This window comes from Bradyrhizobium sp. CCBAU 051011 (genome assembly GCF_009930815.1).
Classification (GTDB): domain Bacteria; phylum Pseudomonadota; class Alphaproteobacteria; order Rhizobiales; family Xanthobacteraceae; genus Bradyrhizobium.
Window position 1 is genome coordinate 4,003,094 of record NZ_CP022222.1, and the last position, 19,571, is coordinate 4,022,664.

23 protein-coding genes are annotated in these 19,571 nt (G+C 63.3%); 10 read left to right on the forward strand and 13 right to left on the reverse strand.

The window, feature by feature from the left end:
* Positions 1–119: 119 nt before the first annotated feature.
* The gene (locus tag ACH79_RS18860; protein WP_057839295.1) at positions 120–359 is read right to left on the reverse strand and encodes a DUF2188 domain-containing protein; all 240 of its coding nucleotides are present in this window, start codon (positions 357–359) and stop codon (positions 120–122) included.
* A gap of 130 nt (positions 360–489) precedes the next feature.
* Here ACH79_RS18860 and ACH79_RS18865 point away from each other — a divergent pair, with 130 nt between their 5' ends.
* Together ACH79_RS18865 and ACH79_RS18870 are read left to right on the forward strand one after the other, a co-directional pair.
* On the forward strand, positions 490–756 hold the full coding sequence (locus tag ACH79_RS18865; protein WP_057861102.1) for a DUF2277 domain-containing protein: 267 nt from the start codon (positions 490–492) through the stop codon (positions 754–756).
* A gap of 90 nt (positions 757–846) precedes the next feature.
* The gene (locus tag ACH79_RS18870; protein ID WP_161852334.1) at positions 847–1,074 is read left to right on the forward strand and encodes a hypothetical protein; all 228 of its coding nucleotides are present in this window, start codon (positions 847–849) and stop codon (positions 1,072–1,074) included.
* 16 nt (positions 1,075–1,090) lie between these two features.
* Here ACH79_RS18870 and ACH79_RS18875 read toward each other — a convergent pair whose 3' ends face one another.
* The 4 genes from ACH79_RS18875 to ACH79_RS18890 all read right to left on the reverse strand — a co-directional run bounded on the left by ACH79_RS18875 (position 1,091) and on the right by ACH79_RS18890 (position 4,086).
* The gene (locus ACH79_RS18875; RefSeq protein WP_161852335.1) at positions 1,091–2,263 is read right to left on the reverse strand and encodes a cytochrome P450; all 1,173 of its coding nucleotides are present in this window, start codon (positions 2,261–2,263) and stop codon (positions 1,091–1,093) included.
* A 185-nt stretch (positions 2,264–2,448) separates the two neighbouring features.
* The gene (locus ACH79_RS18880) at positions 2,449–3,207 is read right to left on the reverse strand and encodes an SDR family NAD(P)-dependent oxidoreductase (RefSeq protein ID WP_161852336.1); all 759 of its coding nucleotides are present in this window, start codon (positions 3,205–3,207) and stop codon (positions 2,449–2,451) included.
* A gap of 185 nt (positions 3,208–3,392) precedes the next feature.
* Complete coding sequence (locus tag ACH79_RS18885) at positions 3,393–3,644, reverse strand: hypothetical protein (RefSeq protein ID WP_161852337.1); 252 nt, start codon at positions 3,642–3,644, stop codon at positions 3,393–3,395.
* A gap of 187 nt (positions 3,645–3,831) precedes the next feature.
* Positions 3,832–4,086: a hypothetical protein gene (locus tag ACH79_RS18890; protein WP_161852338.1), complete on the reverse strand. Its 255-nt coding sequence runs from the start codon at positions 4,084–4,086 to the stop codon at positions 3,832–3,834.
* Positions 4,087–4,263: 177 nt separating this feature from the next.
* Here ACH79_RS18890 and ACH79_RS18895 point away from each other — a divergent pair, with 177 nt between their 5' ends.
* On the forward strand, positions 4,264–4,803 hold the full coding sequence (locus ACH79_RS18895) for a DUF2380 domain-containing protein (protein WP_161852339.1): 540 nt from the start codon (positions 4,264–4,266) through the stop codon (positions 4,801–4,803).
* Positions 4,804–4,930: 127 nt separating this feature from the next.
* Here ACH79_RS18895 and ACH79_RS18900 read toward each other — a convergent pair whose 3' ends face one another.
* A complete protein-coding gene (locus ACH79_RS18900; RefSeq protein ID WP_161852340.1) occupies positions 4,931–5,623 on the reverse strand; it encodes a glutathione S-transferase family protein in 693 nt (230 codons plus the stop codon).
* Between the two features lie 3 nt (positions 5,624–5,626).
* Positions 5,627–6,016, reverse strand: a complete 390-nt coding sequence (locus ACH79_RS18905; RefSeq protein WP_161852341.1) for a RidA family protein — start codon at positions 6,014–6,016, stop codon at positions 5,627–5,629.
* Between the two features lie 377 nt (positions 6,017–6,393).
* On the opposite strand from ACH79_RS18905, the gene ACH79_RS18910 reads away from it, so the two are divergent.
* Together ACH79_RS18910 and ACH79_RS18915 are read left to right on the forward strand one after the other, a co-directional pair.
* Positions 6,394–6,834: a hypothetical protein gene (locus tag ACH79_RS18910; RefSeq protein ID WP_161852342.1), complete on the forward strand. Its 441-nt coding sequence runs from the start codon at positions 6,394–6,396 to the stop codon at positions 6,832–6,834.
* A gap of 145 nt (positions 6,835–6,979) precedes the next feature.
* Entirely contained in the window at positions 6,980–7,525 is a 546-nt protein-coding gene (locus ACH79_RS18915; protein ID WP_161852343.1) for a phosphohydrolase, read from the forward strand.
* Between the two features lie 3 nt (positions 7,526–7,528).
* Here ACH79_RS18915 and ACH79_RS18920 read toward each other — a convergent pair whose 3' ends face one another.
* On the reverse strand, positions 7,529–8,032 hold the full coding sequence (locus tag ACH79_RS18920) for a DUF1993 family protein (protein WP_161852344.1): 504 nt from the start codon (positions 8,030–8,032) through the stop codon (positions 7,529–7,531).
* 223 nt (positions 8,033–8,255) lie between these two features.
* Entirely contained in the window at positions 8,256–9,605 is a 1,350-nt protein-coding gene (locus ACH79_RS18925) for a lytic murein transglycosylase (RefSeq protein ID WP_161852345.1), read from the reverse strand.
* Between the two features lie 361 nt (positions 9,606–9,966).
* On the opposite strand from ACH79_RS18925, the gene ACH79_RS18930 reads away from it, so the two are divergent.
* From ACH79_RS18930 to ACH79_RS18945, 4 genes are all read left to right on the forward strand, one after another.
* Positions 9,967–10,839 carry a xanthine dehydrogenase family protein subunit M gene (locus ACH79_RS18930; RefSeq protein ID WP_161852346.1) on the forward strand — a complete coding sequence of 291 codons (873 nt, stop codon included), beginning with the start codon at positions 9,967–9,969 and terminating at the stop codon, positions 10,837–10,839.
* Between the two features lie 17 nt (positions 10,840–10,856).
* On the forward strand, positions 10,857–11,333 hold the full coding sequence (locus ACH79_RS18935; RefSeq protein WP_161852347.1) for a (2Fe-2S)-binding protein: 477 nt from the start codon (positions 10,857–10,859) through the stop codon (positions 11,331–11,333).
* Positions 11,334–11,351: 18 nt separating this feature from the next.
* Positions 11,352–13,637, forward strand: coding sequence for a xanthine dehydrogenase family protein molybdopterin-binding subunit (locus ACH79_RS18940; RefSeq protein ID WP_161852348.1), 2,286 nt, complete (start codon positions 11,352–11,354; stop codon positions 13,635–13,637).
* A 231-nt stretch (positions 13,638–13,868) separates the two neighbouring features.
* Positions 13,869–14,432, forward strand: coding sequence for a DinB family protein (locus ACH79_RS18945; protein ID WP_161852349.1), 564 nt, complete (start codon positions 13,869–13,871; stop codon positions 14,430–14,432).
* A gap of 156 nt (positions 14,433–14,588) precedes the next feature.
* On the opposite strand, the gene ACH79_RS18950 is transcribed toward ACH79_RS18945, so the two are convergent.
* Both ACH79_RS18950 and ACH79_RS18955 read right to left on the reverse strand, forming a co-directional pair.
* The gene (locus ACH79_RS18950; protein WP_161856441.1) at positions 14,589–15,647 is read right to left on the reverse strand and encodes a glycosyltransferase family 4 protein; all 1,059 of its coding nucleotides are present in this window, start codon (positions 15,645–15,647) and stop codon (positions 14,589–14,591) included.
* A gap of 106 nt (positions 15,648–15,753) precedes the next feature.
* Positions 15,754–16,992, reverse strand: a complete 1,239-nt coding sequence (locus ACH79_RS18955; protein ID WP_161852350.1) for a glycosyltransferase — start codon at positions 16,990–16,992, stop codon at positions 15,754–15,756.
* Between the two features lie 642 nt (positions 16,993–17,634).
* On the opposite strand from ACH79_RS18955, the gene ACH79_RS18960 reads away from it, so the two are divergent.
* On the forward strand, positions 17,635–18,042 hold the full coding sequence (locus tag ACH79_RS18960) for a VOC family protein (protein WP_371419427.1): 408 nt from the start codon (positions 17,635–17,637) through the stop codon (positions 18,040–18,042).
* A 153-nt stretch (positions 18,043–18,195) separates the two neighbouring features.
* Here ACH79_RS18960 and ACH79_RS18965 read toward each other — a convergent pair whose 3' ends face one another.
* Together ACH79_RS18965 and ACH79_RS18970 are read right to left on the reverse strand one after the other, a co-directional pair.
* Entirely contained in the window at positions 18,196–18,477 is a 282-nt protein-coding gene (locus tag ACH79_RS18965) for a hypothetical protein (protein ID WP_161852352.1), read from the reverse strand.
* 268 nt (positions 18,478–18,745) lie between these two features.
* Complete coding sequence (locus ACH79_RS18970; RefSeq protein ID WP_202639268.1) at positions 18,746–19,000, reverse strand: hypothetical protein; 255 nt, start codon at positions 18,998–19,000, stop codon at positions 18,746–18,748.
* Positions 19,001–19,571 lie beyond the last annotated feature (571 nt).

Here is a 19,571-nt window from a genome sequence, read left to right on the forward strand (position 1 = left end):
ATGGTCTCCCCAAGACTTGTGGCCGTGACTCGTGGCCGTCTTCTGCGGCTGTCTCGTGCGCCGCTTGCGGAAACCTTATCACACCAGCGATTTCCGTGCGATCCGACGCGCGGCGCTGCCTAGCCCTCCACCTCGGTCTCCGGCCGGTCATTGCCGGCGGCGGTCTCCGAGAGCCATCGTCCGTCAGCGGTTTCGTACTCGATCACCTCCGTGCGGCCCGGCACCCGTTGCTCCGCCGCGGCGCGCCGGGCGGCGGCCAGCGCCGTGGCGCGGTTCGGAAACGGCTCGGAAAACACGCCGTTGACGGTGTAGGCCCAGCCGCCGTCATGTTCGACGATCTTGTAGGTCACGTGGGTCATCGGGAACTCGCCGTTTGCAGGTACCGACAGGGGTGAACGTGCCACTAGATTCATGACAGAATAGGGCACGCCGTCGGATTTTGCACCGGCCGTTCGTCCTTGATCGACGACCCCTGCAGAAGAGAGAAGCATGTGCCGCAACATCAAGACCCTGTTCAACTTCGAGCCCCCGGCCACGCATGCGGAGATCCATGCTTCCGCGCTGCAATTCGTGCGAAAGCTCTCCGGCTTCAACTCGCCGTCGCAGGCCAATGCGGAGGCGTTCAACCGCGCGGTGTCCGAAGTCTCCGACAGCGCGCGGCGCTTGCTGGCTTCGCTTGAGACCAACGCCCCACCGCGCGACCGCGAAGTCGAGGCCGAGAAGGCGAAGGAGCGCTCGCGCCGGCGGTTTGGCTAGCTGGTTCCGGCTGCGCGTGATGCGCCTCACGGTGCGACGAGGCCGCAGCGTCCATGATGGCATCCTGCGTTTAGCCATCGGAGGGATGTCATGGATCAAGAAAAGCGGTTGAAGCTCGCCGCCATCTTCTTCGCCAGTTTCTGGATCGGCGGGATGCTGTGGTGGAGCGACGAGTATCATCCCGCCTACATCATCCTTCTTGCCGTTTGCGGGACCCTCGGAGGCTACCTCTGGTACCTCGGGATGCGCTGGGTTTTTCGTCACATGCACCTGCTGACGCGAAACGGCGATCACGGCGCCGGCAACGAGACGCCGTGACGCCTTCGCCGATCGATCAGCCCGCGTCCCACTTCACCGGCAGATTCAGCAGACCGCGAAATGCCCAGCCGCCGATCCGCACCGGCTCGTTGTCGTCCAGCCGCAACCCCTTCAGCCGCGCGAACAGGCTCGGCAGCGCGACGTCGGCCACCATCGCGCGCGAGGCGAACGCGCCGGCGCAGTAATGTGGCCCGGCGCCGAAGGCAATGCTCTTTTGCGTATCGCGGGTGATGTCGAAACGATCCGGATCGGCAAAGCAGGCTTCGTCGCGGTTGGCGGAGCCGAACATGAAGAACACGCGGTCTTCCGGCTCGAAGTCGATGCCGCCATAGGTCCACGGTTTTGCGACGCGGCGCGGCGACATCTGGATCGGCGCAATCCAGCGCGCATATTCCTCGAACACGTCGATCCATTTTGCCTTGCCCTCGCGCACCAGCGCGAGCTGCTCGGGATGCGTCAGCAGCGCCCAGGTCGCCCCTGCAATCGCATCGCGCGGCTCGTTCTGGCCGCCGGAGATCGCAAGCTTGATGTTGGCGCGGATGCTGTCCATGTTCTGGCCGGAAGCCAAGAGCACGCTGAGGATCGAGGTGTTGGGGTGTTTCTTCACCACCGGAATCATGTCGTCGATGGCGGCATCGATGCCTGCGGTGGCGGCGTGGCAGCGCGCCTCGACCTCCTTGTTGCCGATGTAATTGGCGATGCCGTCGATCATCGCCTGCGACCACGCGTCCATGTCCTGGTAGCGCATGTTGGTCAGCCCGGTGACGTCCTTCAGGCATTCGGCCGACAGCGGCAGCGCCAGCGCCTTGCAGAGATCGGCGCTGCCTTGCGGCACCAGCTCATCAAGGATGCGATCGGCATGGGCCTGAAACTGTCGGACCCAGGTGTCGCGCACGGTGCGCGGCGACACCGCCGGAAACATCGCTTGCCGCTCGCTCATGTGCGCATCGCCATCCTTGCGCATCATGTTGTGGCCCATCAGCACGTTCATCAGCCCGTTCGGCTGATGCGACGAGAACACGTCGATACGCTTCTCCTGGGTGAAGATGTCGTCGCGCCGGGTGAACACCGTCGAGCCGAGCTGCGGCACGAAGGCAATCGGCACCTCTTTGCGCATCTTCGCAAGTGCGGGATAGGGATCGGCCCAGAACGAGGGGACGTCGATATCAAAATGCGGGGCGTTGGACATGGGCTTGGTTCGTTGTGTGTCAGGAATGAGCAGACAAGTATGTCATTGCCGGGCATAGCCGTCCGAAGGACGGCGTCGCTTCCGCTCGCCTATGCCCGGCAATCCATCTTCTTCGCATAGACTCTCGTGAAGCGCGATGGATACGCGGGTTAAGCCCGTGTATGACGGGTGGAGCAGGTGCACTATCACACCGCCCGATAGCCGCCATCGACCATCACGATCGAGCCGGAAACGTAAGCCGAAAGATCGGAGGCGAGGAAGATTGCGGGGCCGACGATGTCCTCTGCGGTGCCGGCGCGGCCGAGCGGGGTGTGGTCCATGAATGTCTTCACCAGCTCCGGATTGTTGGCGCGGGCATTGGCGTTCAGCGGCGTTGCGATGAAGCCGGGGCCGATCGCGTTGACGCGCACGCCTTCCTTGCCGAGTTCGGCGGCGAGCGCCTTGGTGAAGCCGAGCACGCCATGCTTGGAGGCGGTGTAGGCCGGCGAGCTTGGTGTGCGCACATGCACGAAGGACTGGATCGATCCGATATTGACGATGCGTCCCTTGCTGGCGCGCAAGGCGGAGAGGAAAGCGTGCGTCACGTTGAACACGCCGGTGAGATTGATCGCGATGATGTCTTCCCAGTCGCTGATGACAGCCTCCGCCGCGCCCAGCATGCCGTTGCGGCGCACGATGCCGGCATTATTGACGAGGACCGAGACCTGTCCGACCTTGTCGGCGATCTGCTTCGCCATCGCGACGCAGTCCTCGCGCCTGGCGACATCGAGCACAAAGCTTATTGCCTTGTCGCCGATTTCCTTGGCGGCTTCCGCTGCCGCCTTTTCGTCCCTGTCGAGCAGCACGACGCGCGCGCCCTCCCGTGCATAGCCGATCGCGATGGCGCGCCCGATGCCGGAACCGGCGCCGGTGACGACTGCGATGTGATCTTGGAGAAGGGGCATGGGGCGTTTCCTCTTGCTTGGTTTTGCCAGAGGATAGCAAGTGAGCCCGCTTGCACAAGGTGGTAAGAAAGGCGGCGGTTTCGTAGGGTGGGCAAAGGCGCTCTTGCGCCGTGCCCACCATGCTATGCACGTCATCGATTGAATGGTGGGCACGCTACGCTTTGCCCACCCTACAAATGCGCAGCTTACAGCTTGCAGGTACCCTTCTTGAGCATGCCGTCCTTCACCGCCAGCGCGGCGACAAATGTCGGGACCGGCTTGCTGACGGTCTTGTAGTTCGACGGGATCGGCTTGGTCGGAATGCTCTGGTCCCAGACCTGGCAGACGCCGGTGCCTTCCCAGCGGATCAGATGAAAGGCGGCCTCGGCGGGGCTGGTTGCGGCAAGCGCAGTGAAGGCGAGACCGGCGGTGGCAGCAAGAGCGGTCAATCGAAGCATGGGAAAAATACTCCTGTCGTGGAAATGCGTGGCCGCGCTCCGCAACGGAAGTGAGGGAGCCGGCTCCCGGTCGGGGATGACCGGGCATCCCTTTGTTGTAACCGATGCGTGATTGGTTCAACGAGGCTTGCGAAAAAGGCCGGCGCGTCATCCTCGCACCGGCCCGTTACCCCATCTACGAAAGAAGTCAGAACGCGCAGGTACCGTTGCGCAGCAGGCCGTCCTTGAACGCCAGCGCGTGGCTGAAGGTCGGCACTTCAGAGCCGACGATCACGGTGTAATTCCCGGGATACGGCGCAGTCGGGATGCTCTGGTCCCAGATCTGGCAGAAGCCGGTGTCCTGCCAACGGATCAGATGGTACGAGGCCTCGGCCGGGCTCGACGCGGCAAGTGAGGTGAAACCAATAGCGGCAACGGCGCAAAGGGCGAAAATACGACGCATCTTCAATCTCCTGTTTGGATCACGGGGCTTTGGCCCGGCTACCCGAGTGAGTTGCGGGACACGCGAGAAGGTTCAAAGCTGGATGCGCGGTGGGTTAGCGAAATCCTGAACCCCTGTTATGGTTCGAACCGCGGGCGGTGGGGCGATGGCAACGTCCTGGTGGTGAGGATACGAAGCATGATTCAGACGATAATCCGGTGGTGCAGGCGCCACCGCGCCGGCCATGTGTTGACGATACTGTGCGCACTGGCCGCCTTGTCGTCTCCATCGGGCGGATCGTCCGCTGCCGCGCCGATCGCGGTGGCGGTGGCGGATTTTGATTATTTTGATACGTCCGGAGAGGTCGTGGACCAGAGCGCGGAGCATCGCGCCCGCGTGGCGTCGTTTGCAAAATTGCTGCGCGATAATCTGGCGGCGCAGGGCGATTATCGCGTGGTGACGATCGAATGCCGCGATCATCCCTGCACCGCCGCCAGCATGTCGCAGGACGTGTTCATCGCCGCTGTGCGAAAGGCCGGCGCGCGGCTCGTGGTCTATGGCGGCATCCGCAAGATGAGCACGCTGGTGCAATGGGGCGAAATCCAGTTGCTCGATCTCGAAGCCGAGAAACTTCTGATGCGGCGAACGGTGACGTTCCGCGGCGACAACGACGCCGCCTATCGCCACGCCGCCGATTTCGTCAGCAATACGTTGAAGGAAACGATGCCGAAGCCGTGAGTCGCAGGTCCGTAGGGTGGGTTAGGCGAAGCCGTAACCCACCGCGGTCTCTCCGCGCGGAAAAGCGGCGGATTACGCTCGCGCTAATCCGCCCTACGACTTCTGGCTGACGATCCGGCACAAACCTTCAGCGGCTGACCGCCGCGTGTATGGCCTCGCAATGGCGCGCGAGATTGGGATGGGCCGTGACGAAAGCTTTTAGCGGCGTCGGGATCGGGAAGAAGTGGATGTTGGCGATGAAGCCGTAGATGCCGGCATCGATGCTGGTCGGCTTCGGGCCATGCGCATAGCCATCAGCAGGAACCAGATCGGCCAACACCTGCAGATCAGCCAGCCCGCGCGCGTAGGCCTGATCGGGGGCATAACGGCCGATGCCCTGGAAATAATAGCGCTGGGCGTTGTATTCCCTGGCCTTGTTCATCCCGGCTTCGTCGATGCGTGAATGCTGCGCCATGAAGCTGTCGCGAAATGCCGGGAAATAACGCTCGTCCTTCCAGCGCGAATACGACATCACCCAGTAGAGGTCGTCCAGCATCCGCGTGACGAGATGGTTGGTCATGCGCTGCGCGGGCGTGAGATCGGCGTCGATGGTCAGGCCATACTTGCTGACGAGGTGGGCGATGATGGTCTCGCTATCGCCGATCGTTTCGCCATCGTCGACGACATAAGGCAGTTGTCCGCGCGGCGCGGACGAGGCGTCGAAGATGTGTTCATGGACGAACGGCACGCCGGTGAGTTTGAGGAAGGCGTAAACCTTCAGCCCATAGCCGTTGTTGTCGGCGACGCCGAACAGCTCGGGATAGGAGTAGAGGGTCAGCATCGATTACCGCCCGGAAATCTGTGCGACGCATTCGATCTCGATCAGCATCTTCGGATCGGGCAGTGCCTGCACCACGCAGGTGGTGCGGGCCGGGTAGGGCGCAGGCCCGAAGGCGGATGCATACAGCACGTTCATCGTGGCGACGTCGGATGCGCGCGTCAGCAGCACGTTGACCTTGACGAGATCGCGAAACGAGCTGCCTGCTTCGTCGAGCACGCGCTTGATGTTGGCAACGACGAAGCCGAACTGCGCCTCAAAGCCGTCGGCCAGCACGCCCTTGTCGTCAAAACCCGGAATGCCCGAGACGAACAGCAGGTCGCCAACGCGTGTGGCGAACGAGAGCGGCGGGGCCTTGATGCCGGCGGGCGGAGCGAAGTGCTGGATCGGGGGCAAGGGACACCTCCAAGAACGGTTCGGTGCTTTGAGCCTAACGCGCCGCTGCCTCGCTGGAAAGGCAGCGGCGCGGCGCTTACGACCCGCCGATAGCTTTGGAAAGGTGCGATGCGATAGGATCGCGGAAGCAAATTGCCGCGCGGATTACTAGCGCAAGATGATCGCGGCAAAGGTAATGCAGTTCACAGGCGCGACGATTATCATGCGCCTGCGCAGAAATCTTTCGTACGGGACCGGCAGATTTTGATGAAATTGTGTCGCGCCTGCGTCCCCGTGCGGGCCATCAATGCGCTTTCCGGATTACCTCGATGGGGTACAATCAGCCGGTCACGACTCAAGCGGCGCCTCAGGCCGCCAATTCCCTGGAGAAAATATCCATGAAGATGCCATCCGCCCTCCGTGCCGCCATGCTCGCGCTTGCGGCTTTCGCGGGCGTTACGTTGTCTTCCGCCGCGCGTGCCGACGAAGGTTTCGTGCAGCTCACGATCTACAAGGCGGGCTGGGTGATCGGCGGTTCCGGCGGCAGTGGCGTCTTGGATTTCCGCGGGCGGCGATACGCGCTTTCGACCGGCGGCCTCGACTACGGCTTTGTGTTCGGCGGCTCGAAGACGATCCTGCGCGGCCGCGTCAGCAACATCTGGCGCGCCTCCGATGTCGCGGGCGTCTACGGAGCGGCCGGCGCGGGCATTGCGGTCGGCCGCGGCGCGCGCGCGATCGTGCTCACCAACCAGAAGGGCGCAGTGCTGGAATTGACCGGGCACCAGGTTGGCTTGATGGCGAATGCCGATCTCAGCGGCCTCGCGATCACGATGCGGTAATTTCCCCGACGTCATTGCGAGCGGAGCGAAGCAATCCATGCCGCCACTTGCGGAGAGATGGATTGCTTCGTCGCTTCGCTCCCTTGCGCAAACCCTCCGCGTTTGTCGCAGGCAATGACGCTGCTCGAAATGGTGAGCACCTCGCATGAACCGCGACGAGCTGGTTGCCGCTTACTCTGCGCCAAGCCGCCACTATCACAACCTCGCGCATATCGAAGACTGCCTCGCCGTGCTCGCACGCGTGGAAAACCTTTCGGCGCTCGAGCGCGAAATCCTGTCAGAGGCGATCTGGTGGCACGATGTCATCTACGACGCGACCCGCTCGGACAACGAAGAGCTCAGCGCGCAATTGGCCGAGCAGCACGTGCGCGAGGATATTCGCCAGGAAGTCGGCCGCCTCATCCGTCTGACCAAGACCCACGCGGTTCAATCAGATGATCGCCTGGGCGCCATCCTGATCTCGATCGACCTCAGCATTTTGGGCGCGGAGCCGGCGCGATACGACGCTTACGCCGCCGCGATCCGACAGGAGTTCATCCATGTGGCGGAAGGCGACTATCGCGCCGGCCGCGCCAGGGTGCTCAGCCAGTTCGCAGGCCGGCCGGTCATCTTTCCCGATGCGGTTTTCGCCGCGAGATATGACCGGCAGGCCCGCGAAAACCTCGCGCGCGAACTGGCGTCCTTGCGCTGACGGTTACTTCACCCCGAGAAAGTCCCGCTTGCCGATCTCGACGCCGTTGTGGCGCAGGATGCCGTGGGCGGTGGCGGCATGAAAATAGAAATTCGGGAAGGCAAAATTGACGAGATATTGCTGGCCGGTCAGCGTCCGGGTGCTGCCCAGGCCGACGGGGAAGGTCACCTCGCGCGTGTCGCCGCCGTCGAATTGCGCCGGCTTGAACGACTTCACATAGTCGGTCGCTTTCGCAATCCGCTGCTGCAGTTCCTCAAAACTCTTTTCGGTGTCCGGCGTCGACGGCACTTCGCTCCCCGTCAGCCGCGCGCAGGTCTTCGCGGCGAAATCGCAGACGATCTGCACCTGCCGCGTCAGCGGATACATGTCCGGATAGAGCTGCGCATTGAGCAGCACCTCGGGCTGGATGTTCTTCGCCTTGCAATGTGCTTCCGCCTTGGTGAGCAGACCGGAAAGGCCGCCGAGAATCTGCAGGAAGGCGGGCACGGTGGCGTCATGGAAAGACATGCGATGCTCTTTTCGTGATGTGGAATGAGGCCTCGGGAGGACGAGGTGCTTTGCGAGATGGGGAGCTGCGAAGGAAATACAACTCCTGCAGCCTGCGGATCACAGTCAATTATTCCCGCTCCGAACCCGTAGCCCGGATGGAGCGAAGCGCAATCCGGGGTTCTGTGCACGCGGGCACTGTCCCGGATTTCGCTGCGCTCCATCCGGGCTACGAGGAGTCAGTTCATCGCGCTGCCGGCATTACCATGCCGGCAGGCTGCGCCTGGGCGCTCTGCCCGCGCATCCGCGCCAGCAATTCCGCCGTCGGCCAGGAATCCGCAGGGAGCCCGTACTTGATCTGCATCGCCTTCACCGCCGTGCGGCTCAATTGTCCCATCACGCCGTCGACCTTGCCGACATTGAAGCCCGCGCGCACCAGAAGCTGCTGCAGCTCCTTCAGCTCGTTGAGCGGCAGTTGCGCCACCGGCGCCGACGGCTGGCGCATCGGCGGGGCGCCGGCGATGCGGGTGGCGAGATAGGCTGCGGTGGTCGAATAGATCAGCGAGTTGTTCCACTCGGTGTAGGCGGCGAAATTCGCATAGGCCAGAAACGCCGGTCCGGTGCGGCCCATCGGAATTAGCAGCGACGCCGGCAGGTCGTCGTTCGGCAACGGCCTGCCGTCGGGATAGGTGACGCCGAGCTGCGCGAATTTTGCGCGCGGCAGTTTGGTCGTCAGATCAGCCTGATCCCATGGAAAATTCGCAGGCGCGCGGACTTCCTGCAGCCATGGCTCGCCGCGCCGCCATTTTAAACCGGTGGCGATGTAGTTCGCGGTCGAGCCGATCACGTCGGGCGCGCTGCGCAGCAGGTTGCGATGGCCGTCGCCGTCATAGTCCACCGCATAGGTGAAATAATGCGTCGGCAAAAATTGCGTTTGCCCGAGCTCACCGGCCCATGCGCCGATCATCTCGCTTGCCGTGAGGTCGCCGCGGTCGACGATCTTGAGCGCCGCGATGGTTTCCTTGCTGAACATCTCCGAGCGGCGACAGTCATACGCCAGCGACACCAGCGAGCGCAGCGTAGACAGATTGCCGAGCTCGGCGCCAAAACTGCTCTCCAGCCCCCAGAATGCGGCGATCACGGCCGGCGGCACGCCATATTCCTTCTCGGCGCGGTTGAACGCTGCCGCATGCATCCGGATTCGCGCCTGCGCATTTTTTGCCGCGCCGTCGGACGCTCTGTTCCGCGCGAACTCGGTGAACACCTGGCCGAATACGCGCTGGCCGCGGTCGCGATTGACGATGCCCTGGTCGTAGACGAGGTAGGGCGCGGCTTCGGCCAACGCGCGCTGCGACACGCCCTCCGCGGCGGCCTGCTGTTTGAGGTCCGCCAGGAAGCGGTCGAACGACAGGCCGTTGTGGCAGGAAGCGGCACGGGGGGCGCGTGGAACGGCGGCCGGTGGCTGCTGACCGGACAGCGGTGCGACAGCGGGCCTCGGCCCGGGACGGGATGGAGCAAGGACCGGCTGGGCGATGGCGAGGGATGAAAGGAACAGGGACGCCGTGGCAGCAACGAGGAATCGGAAGTGCGGCATCAATGTCCCCGGGTGAAAGGAATCGTAGGGTGGGCAAAGCGACTTGTCCGCCGTAGCTCGAAGAGCGAAGGCGGAAGCGTGCCCACCATCTCAAAGCAAGGTGGCCAGTTCAACCAAGATGGTGGGCACGGCGCAAGGGCGCCTTTGCCCACCCTGCAAATTTCACAATGCCGGAGATCGATCCCCGCCTCGGAGCAATCTGCCGCGCAAGCCCGCCTTGCGCATAGGAGCCTGCCGTAACAACCTGATCTCGCAGGCTGTTCCAACCGCGTTTCCCCGTGTAGGCTTGCCGTCTGCCCGACTTTTGAAGGTGAGCCTACAATCACCGGGGCGGGCGGAACGAGGGAGATGGCGGAAGACCATGACGGAACTCCGATACCTGGCGCCTGATACGCTTGACGAAGCGGTCGGTGCATTCGCGAAGGCCGGCAGCGCCGCGCGCATCCTGGCCGGCGGCACCGATCTTCTGGTGCAGATGCGGTCCGGCGTGCTCAAGCCCGGCGTGATCGTCGACATCAAGAAAATTCCCGAGATGACGGCGATCGAGCAGACCGCCGATGGCGGCTTTCGCATCGGCGCGGCCGTCTCCGGCATGGCGCTCGCCGAGCACGGCAAATTCGGCAAGGTCTGGCCGGGCGTGCTGGAGGCCGTCAACCTGATCGGTTCCAAGCAGGTGCAGGGCCGGGCGTCCGCGGGCGGCAATCTCTGCAACGGTTCGCCCGCCGGCGACAGCGTGCCTGCGATGGTTGCGGCCGGCGCCGTTGTCACCGTGCAGGGGCCGAACGGCCGCCGCGACATGAAGGTGGAGGATGTCCCCGCCGGTCCCGGCCGCACCAACCTCAAGCCCGGCGAAATCCTCGTCAGTTTTGCCCTTCCGCCGCGCCCGCCCGGATCTAGCGACGCTTACTTGCGCATGATTCCGCGCACCGAAATGGACATTGCCGTCGTCGGTGTCGGCGTCAGCCTCACGATCAAGGACGGCACCGTCACGTCAGCCCGCGTCGGCCTCGGCGCGGTGGCGCCCACCGTGCTGCTGGTAGAAGACGCCGCCAGGGCGCTGATCGGCTCCAAGCTCGACGACGCCGCGTTGGCAAAGGCCGCCGCTGCCTGCTCCGCCGCCTGCCGTCCGATCGACGACAAGCGCGGCACCATCGCCTACCGCACCAAGGTGGCCGGCGTGCTGCTCAGGCGCACCGCCGCGATCGCTGCCCAACGCGCGACCCAGAAAAATTGAATCGGGAAATAACTTTCATGGCCAAAGTTCACGTCACCACGTCAATCAACGGCGAGCCGATGGAATTTCTGTGCGAGCCATCAGACACCATGCTCGACGCGCTGCGCGGAACCTTGAATCTCACCGGCTCCAAGGAAGGCTGCGCCTCCGGCGATTGCGGCGCCTGCTCGATCACGCTTGACGATCGGCTGGTCTGCTCCTGCCTGATGCTCGCGGTCGAGTCCGAGGGCCACGAAATCAGGACCATCGAGGGCATGGCGCAGGGCGACAGACTGCATCCGCTGCAGCAGAAGTTTCTGGAAATGGCCGCGCTGCAATGCGGCATCTGCACCTCGGGCATGCTGGTCGCCTCCGATGCGCTGCTGAAGAAGAATCCTGACCCGAGCGAGGAGGAGGTCCGCTTCTGGCTTGCCGGCAACCTCTGCCGATGCACCGGCTATGACAAGATCGTCCGTGCGGTGATGGAAACCGCTGCCGAAATGCGCGCGCAATAGATCGCGGGAGACAGCCCAATGAACGTCGTCACCAACAACAAGTGGATCGGCCAGCGCACCATCAGGCCTGATGGCATGGACAAGGTCACCGGCCGCGCCCAGTTCGCCGCCGACACCACCATGCCAGGCATGATCTGGGGCAAGGTTTTGCGCAGCCCGCATCCGCATGCGCGCATCAGATCGATCAACACGGCCAAAGCGGAAGCGCTGCCCGGCGTAAAGGCCGTCGTCACCTCGAAGGACATCGTCGATTTCCCGATCGAGAAGGGCGCGGTCATGCTCGGCATCCAGGACATGCGCTGGATGTGCCGCAACGTGATGGCGCGCGACAAGGCGCTGTTCCCCGGCCATCCCGTCGCGGCGGTTGCCGCGACCACGGAAGCGATCGCGGCGGAAGCCTGCAAGCTGATCGAGGTCGATTACGAAGTGCTGCCGTGGTCGATCGAGATCGACGACGCGATCAAGCCTGATGCGCCCATTCTGCACGAGTTCAACAAGTTCGATGGCAAGCCCTCCAACATCGCCGGCCGCCTCGAGCACAAGAAGGGTGACATCGCGGAAGGTTTCAAGAGGGCCGATGTCGTCATCGAGCGCACCTTCACCACGCGCCCGGTGCACCAGGGCTATATCGAGCCGCATGCCTGCCTGATCTCGGTGGCGCCCGACGGCAAGACCACGATCTGGAGCTCCAGCCAGGGCCAGTTCATGGTGCGCGCGATGACGTCGATGCTCACGGGCATCCCGCAGAGCGACATCCGCGCCATCCCCGCCGAGATCGGCGGCGGTTTTGGCGGCAAGACCATCGTCTATCTCGAACCGCTCGCGACCCTGCTCGCGAAAAAATCCGGCCGCCCGGTGAAGATGGTGATGACGCGCGAGGAAGTGATGCGCGCGACCGGCCCCACGTCAGGCTCGAAGAGCACGGTGAAGATCGGCGCGACCAAAGACGGCAAGATCGTCGCCGCGCATGGTACCTTCTATCTGCAGGCCGGCGCCTTTCCGGGCTCGCCGATCCGCGGTGCCGCGGGCTGCAGCTTCACGCCCTACGACATCCCGTACCTGCTCTCCGAAGGTTTTGACGTCTGCTCCAACCGCTCCAAGGTCGCGGCCTATCGGGCGCCGGGCGCGCCGATCGGCGCCTACGCGGTCGAATGCGTACTCGACGAAGTCGCAGAGGCCCTGAAGATGGACCCCCTCGACTTCCGCCTGAAGAACGCCGCGAGGGAAGGCACCAAAGCCGCGCACGGTCCGACCTTCCCGCGCATCGGCTATGTCGAGACTGTGGAAGCCGCCAAGAACTCGCCGCATTACGCCGCGCCGCTCGGCGATGGCCACGGCAAGCCGCAAGGAAAACTACGAGGCAGGGGCGTCGCCAGCGGCTTCTGGTTCAACGCCGGCGGCGAATCTTCAGCGCAGGTCAACATCACCGAGGACGGCAACGTCGTCGTCACCACGGGGCATCCTGACATTGGCGGCTCGCGCGCCGGCATTGCCAACATCTGCGCCGAACTGCTTGGCATCGACTACCGCCGCGTCTCCGTTATCATCGGCGATACGCAAACGGTCGGCTTCTCCAACCTGACCGGCGGCAGCCGCGTGCTGTTCGCCTCTTCCATGGTGGTGACGCAGTCGACCGAAAAGATCATCCAGACCTTACGCGAACGCGCGGCAAAAATCTGGGAGATCGATCCCGAAGCGGTGAAGTGGGAGCAGGGCGCGGCGCATCCGGTGAGCCCGAACGCCGGCCAGTTCGAGCCGCTAACGCTGCAACAACTCGCCGAGAAGGCGCCCGCGATGGGCGGACCGATCGGGGCCGGCGTGCAACTCAACACGCAAGGAGCAGACGGCGGTTTCGGCACGCATGTCTGCGACGTCGAGGTCGACGTCGATCTCGGCATCGCGCGCGTGATCCGCTACACCGCCGTGCAGGATGTCGGCCGCGCCATTCATCCCGGCTATGTCGAGGGTCAGCTCCAGGGCGGCGTCGCGCAAGGGATCGGCTGGGCGCTGAACGAGGAATACATCTACACGAAGGAGGGCAAGGTCGATAACCCCGGCTTCCTCGACTATCGCATGCCGGTCTGCTCGGATTTGCCGATGCTCGACTGCATCATGGTCGAGATCCCGAATCCAAAACATCCGCAAGGCGTCAAGGGCGTCGGCGAAGTGCCGCTGGTCCCTGTGATGGCGGCGGTGGCGAACGCGATCTACAACGCGCTGGGCAAGCGGTTCTATGCGCTTCCGATGTCGCCGCCGAAGGTGCTGGAAGTGCTGGAAGCGCCGACGCGAGAGGCGGCGGAGTAGGGTGCACGACGGTATGTGACCAAACCGTCATTGCGAGCGAAGCGAAGCAATCCATAGCACGGCATCGAGAAGGTGGATTGCTTCGTCGCTATCGCTCCTCGCAATGACGGCGGGGAAATCGTGGGGTGAGTTAGCGAGCGTAGCCCGGATGGAGCGCAGCGCAATCCGGGACCTACATTATCGTTCCCCGCATATCGCTGCGCTCATGCGGGCTACAGACCGGCGACGCAAATGAGCGACGTGCTTCCCTTCCGCGCCATGGCGTACAACAACGCCTGGGCAAACCACCGGCTGCTCACCGCCTGCGCTCGGCTGTCGCAGGATGAATTCACCGCGAAACGAACCGGCTTCTTTCCGAGCCTGCGCGCCACGCTCAACCACATCCTGATCATCGACCACTTTTACGTCGATGCGATGGAAGGAGGTACGCTGGGGCCGGCGGCCTTTGCGGATCAGGAGCCTTGTGCGACAGTTACCGCGCTAAAGAAGGCCCAGGCCGCGGTAGACCAACGTCTACTCAAGGTCGTCGAGGCGCTCGATAGCGCCGGACTGCAGCACATCGTCTCCGTGCATCGCGGCACTTCCATCCAGCGCGAGCGGATGGACCGTTTGCTGCTACACCTGTTCCAGCACGACGTGCATCATCGCGGCCAGGCCCACGCCATGCTCAGCGGCACGTCGGTGAGCCCGCCGCAGCTCGACGAGTTCTTCGCGGTCGGCGAAGCGCCGCTGCGGGCGGCAGAGTTCGCGGAGTTGGGTTGGACAGAGGAGAAGATATGGGGTGGAGCGAACTGAGGCTTGAACAAGCGTAGCCCGGATGAGCGACTTGTCCGCCGTAGCTCAACGAGCGTAGGCGGAAGCGATATCCGGGGCCACTCGTCCCCGCATATCGCGGAGCCTGTCATCGGGCGCGCGTTCGCGTGACCCGTTCGCTCATGCGGGCTACGGCGGCTACACCCGCGCACGCTCCAAGACGTTTTCGCTTCTCGTCTGCCGCAGCGCCTCATAGTGCCGCACATACTCCCGCGCCATCCGTTCCGACGTGAACCGCTTCTCGAAATGCGCGCGCACGCGGCCGCGATCCAGCTCCCCGATACGTCCGAGCGCCTCGATCGCCTGCTCTTCGCTCTCCACGACAAAACCGGTGGTCCCGTCGTCGATCACCTCGGGCACCGAGCCCGAGCGGAACGCGATCACAGGCGTGCCGCACGCCATCGCCTCGATCATCACAAGGCCGAACGGCTCGGGCCAATCAATCGGAAACAGCAGGGCCGTGGCGCCGGCGAGAAATTCCTCCTTGGTCTTGTCGTTGACCTCGCCGGTCAGCCGCACCTGCTCGCCATCGATCTGCGGCTCCAGCTTTTCCTTGAAAAAAGCACGCTCGCCGCGCGGCAGCTTGGCTGCGATATGCAGCGGCATCTTTGCCGCGCGCGCGATGCGGATGGCGGCCTCGGGTCCTTTCTCGGCGGTGAGCCGGCCGAGAAAGGCAAGATAGCGCCCACGCTCCAATGAGGGACGGAGCGAAGTCGCAGGAAGGCCGTGATAAACGGTGCCGATCCATTTCGCCTCCGGCAGCGCTTCGCGCTGGTTATTGGAGATCGAGACATAGGGCGCATCGGGAAAGCGCAGCGCGACCTCGGGAAATCCCGGCAAGTCGAGCCGTCCATGCGTGGTGGTGACGAAGGGGACGCCGAGCCGGCTCAGCAACGGCAGATGCAGCCAGTCGATATGGACGTGGATCACATCGAACTCGCTGGCGCGTCGTGCGACGGCGTCGAGCAGCGCCGCCTGCGCTGCCATCGGGTCCGACCGCGGCCGGCCGAGCCGCAGCGCCCGCGGCCAGACCGGCTCGAGCTCGGCGCGGGTTTTGGAATCGCCGCTCGCAAACAGCGTCACCTCGTGACCGAGCTTCACCAGTTCCTCGATCAGCCACGCCACGACGCGTTCGGTGCCGCCATAGAGTTTGGGGGGAATGCTTTCGGCGAGGGGAGCGACCTGCGCGATCCGCATGTTGGTGTTCACCCTTCAGGTAGGCTCCGGTCCTGCACCGGGAGTTGAACGTGTCTCTGCCGCGAGGCGTTCCGCTTCTCTTGCGGGAATTTTCGTCGCACGATCGTCATACCGGCCGCTGATAGCGCGCGAGGATATCCAGCCAATCTTCCAGGAGACGGCTCATCAGGAATTTTTCGCGCACGCTTTCCTTGGCACGGTGACCGAGCTGTTGGCGCAACGCGGGATCCTTCAGGATCTGCACGATCCGTTCCGCCGCCTGATCCACGCTGTCGACCAGAAATCCGTTCTCGCCGTCGACGATCTGCCGGCGGATGCCGCCGACATTGCCGCCGATCACGGCGGCGCCCTTCCACATCGCCTCGGTCACGGTGAGGCCGAACCCCTCGCGGGTCGATTTCTGCAGGACCACGGCGGCGCGGCGCTGCAGCGCGTTCACCAGGATCGGATCGTCGACGGCGAGCACGATGATGCTGTCGTCGATCGAGCGCTTGATATCTTCAAGGATGGTTTCGCCTTCGGGATCGTCGCTCGCATTATTGCCGATCAGGACCAGCGTGCAGTCCGCTTCCTTGCGCGCCTTGCGAAACGCCTCGATCACGCCCTTGGGATCCTTCCACACGTCGAACCGCGAGACCTGCGCTACCAACGGGCGATCGGGCGGAATGCCGTGCTGCACCAGGCAATCGCAAATCTCGGACTCGGACAATTCGACGTTCTTGGCGGAAAACGGATTGATCGCGGGCGTGACGAACAACTCATCGATGCCGAGGTTCTGCGTATATTCCGGCAATGAAAAGATCGCCGCGTCATACTGCTCAATGAATTGCCGCAGGTACTTCCATGTCGGCGGATGCGGCGAGGAAAGATCGACATGGCACTGCCAGAACCACGGCATCCGCCGTTCCGCAATATAGCGCACCAGCGGCAGCGGCTGCGGATCGTGCACGATCACCGCATCGCATTCTTCGAGGTGAATCCGTGTGGCGTTTTCGAACACCACCTGTTCGTAGATCTGCCGGTCGACCTCGGGAAAGTCGATGTCGGCGCCCTGCAGCATGTTGTGCAGTTTCTTGGTGCAACCGAAGAACGCCGGCGTGCCCTGGATCAGGTGCCAGTCGGTCTCGATGCCGATCGCGTTCATCATCAGGGTCAGCGGGGTGAGAATTTCGGTGACGCCGCCGCCATAGAACGTGGAACTCACATGGGCGATTCGAAGCGTGCCCACCCGCTCGGCTTTCCCCGCAATCCGGTTGGCCGCTTTCCGGCCGATGATCGGCTCGTATTGCGCGAGCGAATGCAGGCCGAGCGTCGACCGGTCAATGTCTGGAGTTGCCAGCGACATGAGGCCTCCTTAAGGTTTCCACCGCGCTGCCATTCCATCGGCGCCTGACGCCTGGACGCTGCGCTCGTCACTAACCGCGCTTGCCGGGCTGCGTTCCCGAAGGACCATTGTTCGTTCGGCTAGTGGTCGGGAAATTGTGGCAAGTGTCGTCTGGATGAACGGCTTGTTCATCTGGGCTACGAACTGACCGCTGTTGTCGTCACCTAAAGATCAGCCAACCCAGCGGCGGCAGAACGCAGGGCGTCAAAAATACGCCGAGCGAGAGCCGCCCGAATCCTCAAGTACCGCATCTGCGAAGGATCACGATCCGGCTGACGATCCACCCCAGCGGCGGAAGAGATGCAGCGGCCAGCCAAACAGCCACCTGAGGGCCGACGAGACGGATAACGCCTTCAAGAGGGTCCACAGCACGTCACCCAGCTTCCATGCGGTTGGGCAACCGATGTTGTGCGAGATTAACGTCGTGATGAGGCGAACGGAATGTAGGGCGGATTAGCGCAGCGTAATCCGCCGCCTCACCACCATTCGGCGGATTACGCCGACGCTAATCCGCCCTACGCAGAACGCGATCAAGGCATTGTCGATGCGTCTTCAGCCATGCGACAATCGCCCAACCATCAAAGCATCGACGGAAAACCGGCCGTGAGCGAACCACAAGTGCCATCTCCCTTCCAATCCATCCGCGCCATCGACCATACGATCATCTTCGTCCGCGACATGGCGGCGATGCGCAGCTTCTATGAGGGCGTGCTCCGCTTTCCGCTGATGCGTGAATTGTCGGCGGGATGGATCGAATATCAGATCGGCGGCAACACGCTCGCGCTCGCGCGTCCGAGCCGCACCGCAAAGGATGCGCCGACGCCCACGGGGAGTGCGTCGCTGCAGCTCGCGTTCAAGGTTGCCGCCGAGGATGTCGATCGCTGCGCCGGCGAACTGGTGCGGCACGGCGTCGATCTGCTCGAGCCGCCGACCGATCAGAGCTTCGGCCATCGCACGCTGTTCTTCAGGGATCCCGATGGAAACCTGCTGGAGGTGTATGCGGAGATCTAGCAATCACTCGCCGTCATGGCCGGGCTTGTCCCGGCCATCCACGTCTTATCTCTGCGTCGAAAAGTAAGACGTGGATGCCCGGGACAGGCCCGGGCATGACGAGGAGTGTATTACGATTCGCTAACGCACCCTACGGACTGCCGGCCGCCCCGTCTAGTTCAGCGTCAGCCACACCAGGTTGCAGTCGCTGTGGCAGGTGTTGCAGCGCGCCGGCTGATTGAAAGTGTTGGCGAGCTGCCATTCCTGCGCCTCGTTGCTCCATTGCGCCGTGGCGTGGCAAATGATGTCGTCGGAACCGCAGGCGGCGCAGACCGGCGTGGCACGGGCCGTGCGGTTGACGACTTTCGGCTCGACCGGTTGCGGCTGCGGCCGTTCCGGCGCGATCCGGTCCTGGACGATTTCGAACGGGTTCATCAGCTTGACGCGTCGCAACATCGGGCCTGCATCCATCCGCGAGTTCTGGGAATCGCTGTTTTCAAAACTAGCGAATCGGCTTGGCCGTTCCATCGCAAAATTGCGGAATACCCACGTTTTAAATGTGATCGTCACCAGCGGGACACAGACGCGGCTCTCCGGGTGGGAGATGGCGGTATATTGATGCGCTGCGCCAATGACGCTGGAGACCTGTAGAAAGATCGAACCTGCGGACACGCGAACGCAAAACGGCCCGGCATCGATGCCGGGCCGCGCTGACCAAGTAGAACTAGTTCTTCTTCTTCGTAGCCATTCCGGTCGTGGTCTGCTGACCCGGTGCGCTTCCCGAATGGCCCTTGGCCTTCGCCGATTTCTTCTGATGTCCCGGCGCGTATTCCGACGCACCCGGCGCGGTCGATGTCTTGGCCTTCTGCATCTTCTGTCCCGGGGCGTATTCAGAAGAACCCGGAGACTTCGTGCCGGTCTGCGCAAACGCCGTGGTGGCGAGCAGCACGGTCGAAACGGTGATCAGTGTCTTCAGCATTGGTCTCTCCTCTTGCAGGTCTCTCCTCTTGCAGGTGACCCGAGCAACGCTGCGCTGGCGGCGATGGTTCCACCTTTTCCCGATGGCGACAGCGCGATGCAATGCTGATGAACAGATCTTCATCTTCGCGCCCGAAGACTCATACTGAGGAGGCGCGATGAAGCCTGCGACGTAGGACGGATTAGCGCTAGCGTAATCCGCCGCCTGTGCGGAATCGGCGGGTTACGCTTCGCTAACCCGCCCTACAGGCCAAGGCCGTTGCGCGAAAACAAAAAGTTTCTCAATCCTTTCAAGCTGATTTGCCCTGTCCAGTCGTGCGCGAAAAAAGAAACTCCTTCGCGCGAGACCCAAATCAGTCCTAGAACTCCCGACATCCCGGCCCGCAAGAGGGGCGTATCGCGATCGTCACGAACGTTGGGCCGGGCTGCGATGGACGCGACAGCGCCGGGCGAGCGATGCGGATTGCAGGGCGGGTTTTCCCGTGAGCGATCTCTGGCACGCCAGACGAATGACGCAGTTGCGTACGGCAAAACCGTGTGGTCCTGGCACCCGTGGCTGGTGTCAAGCTGGC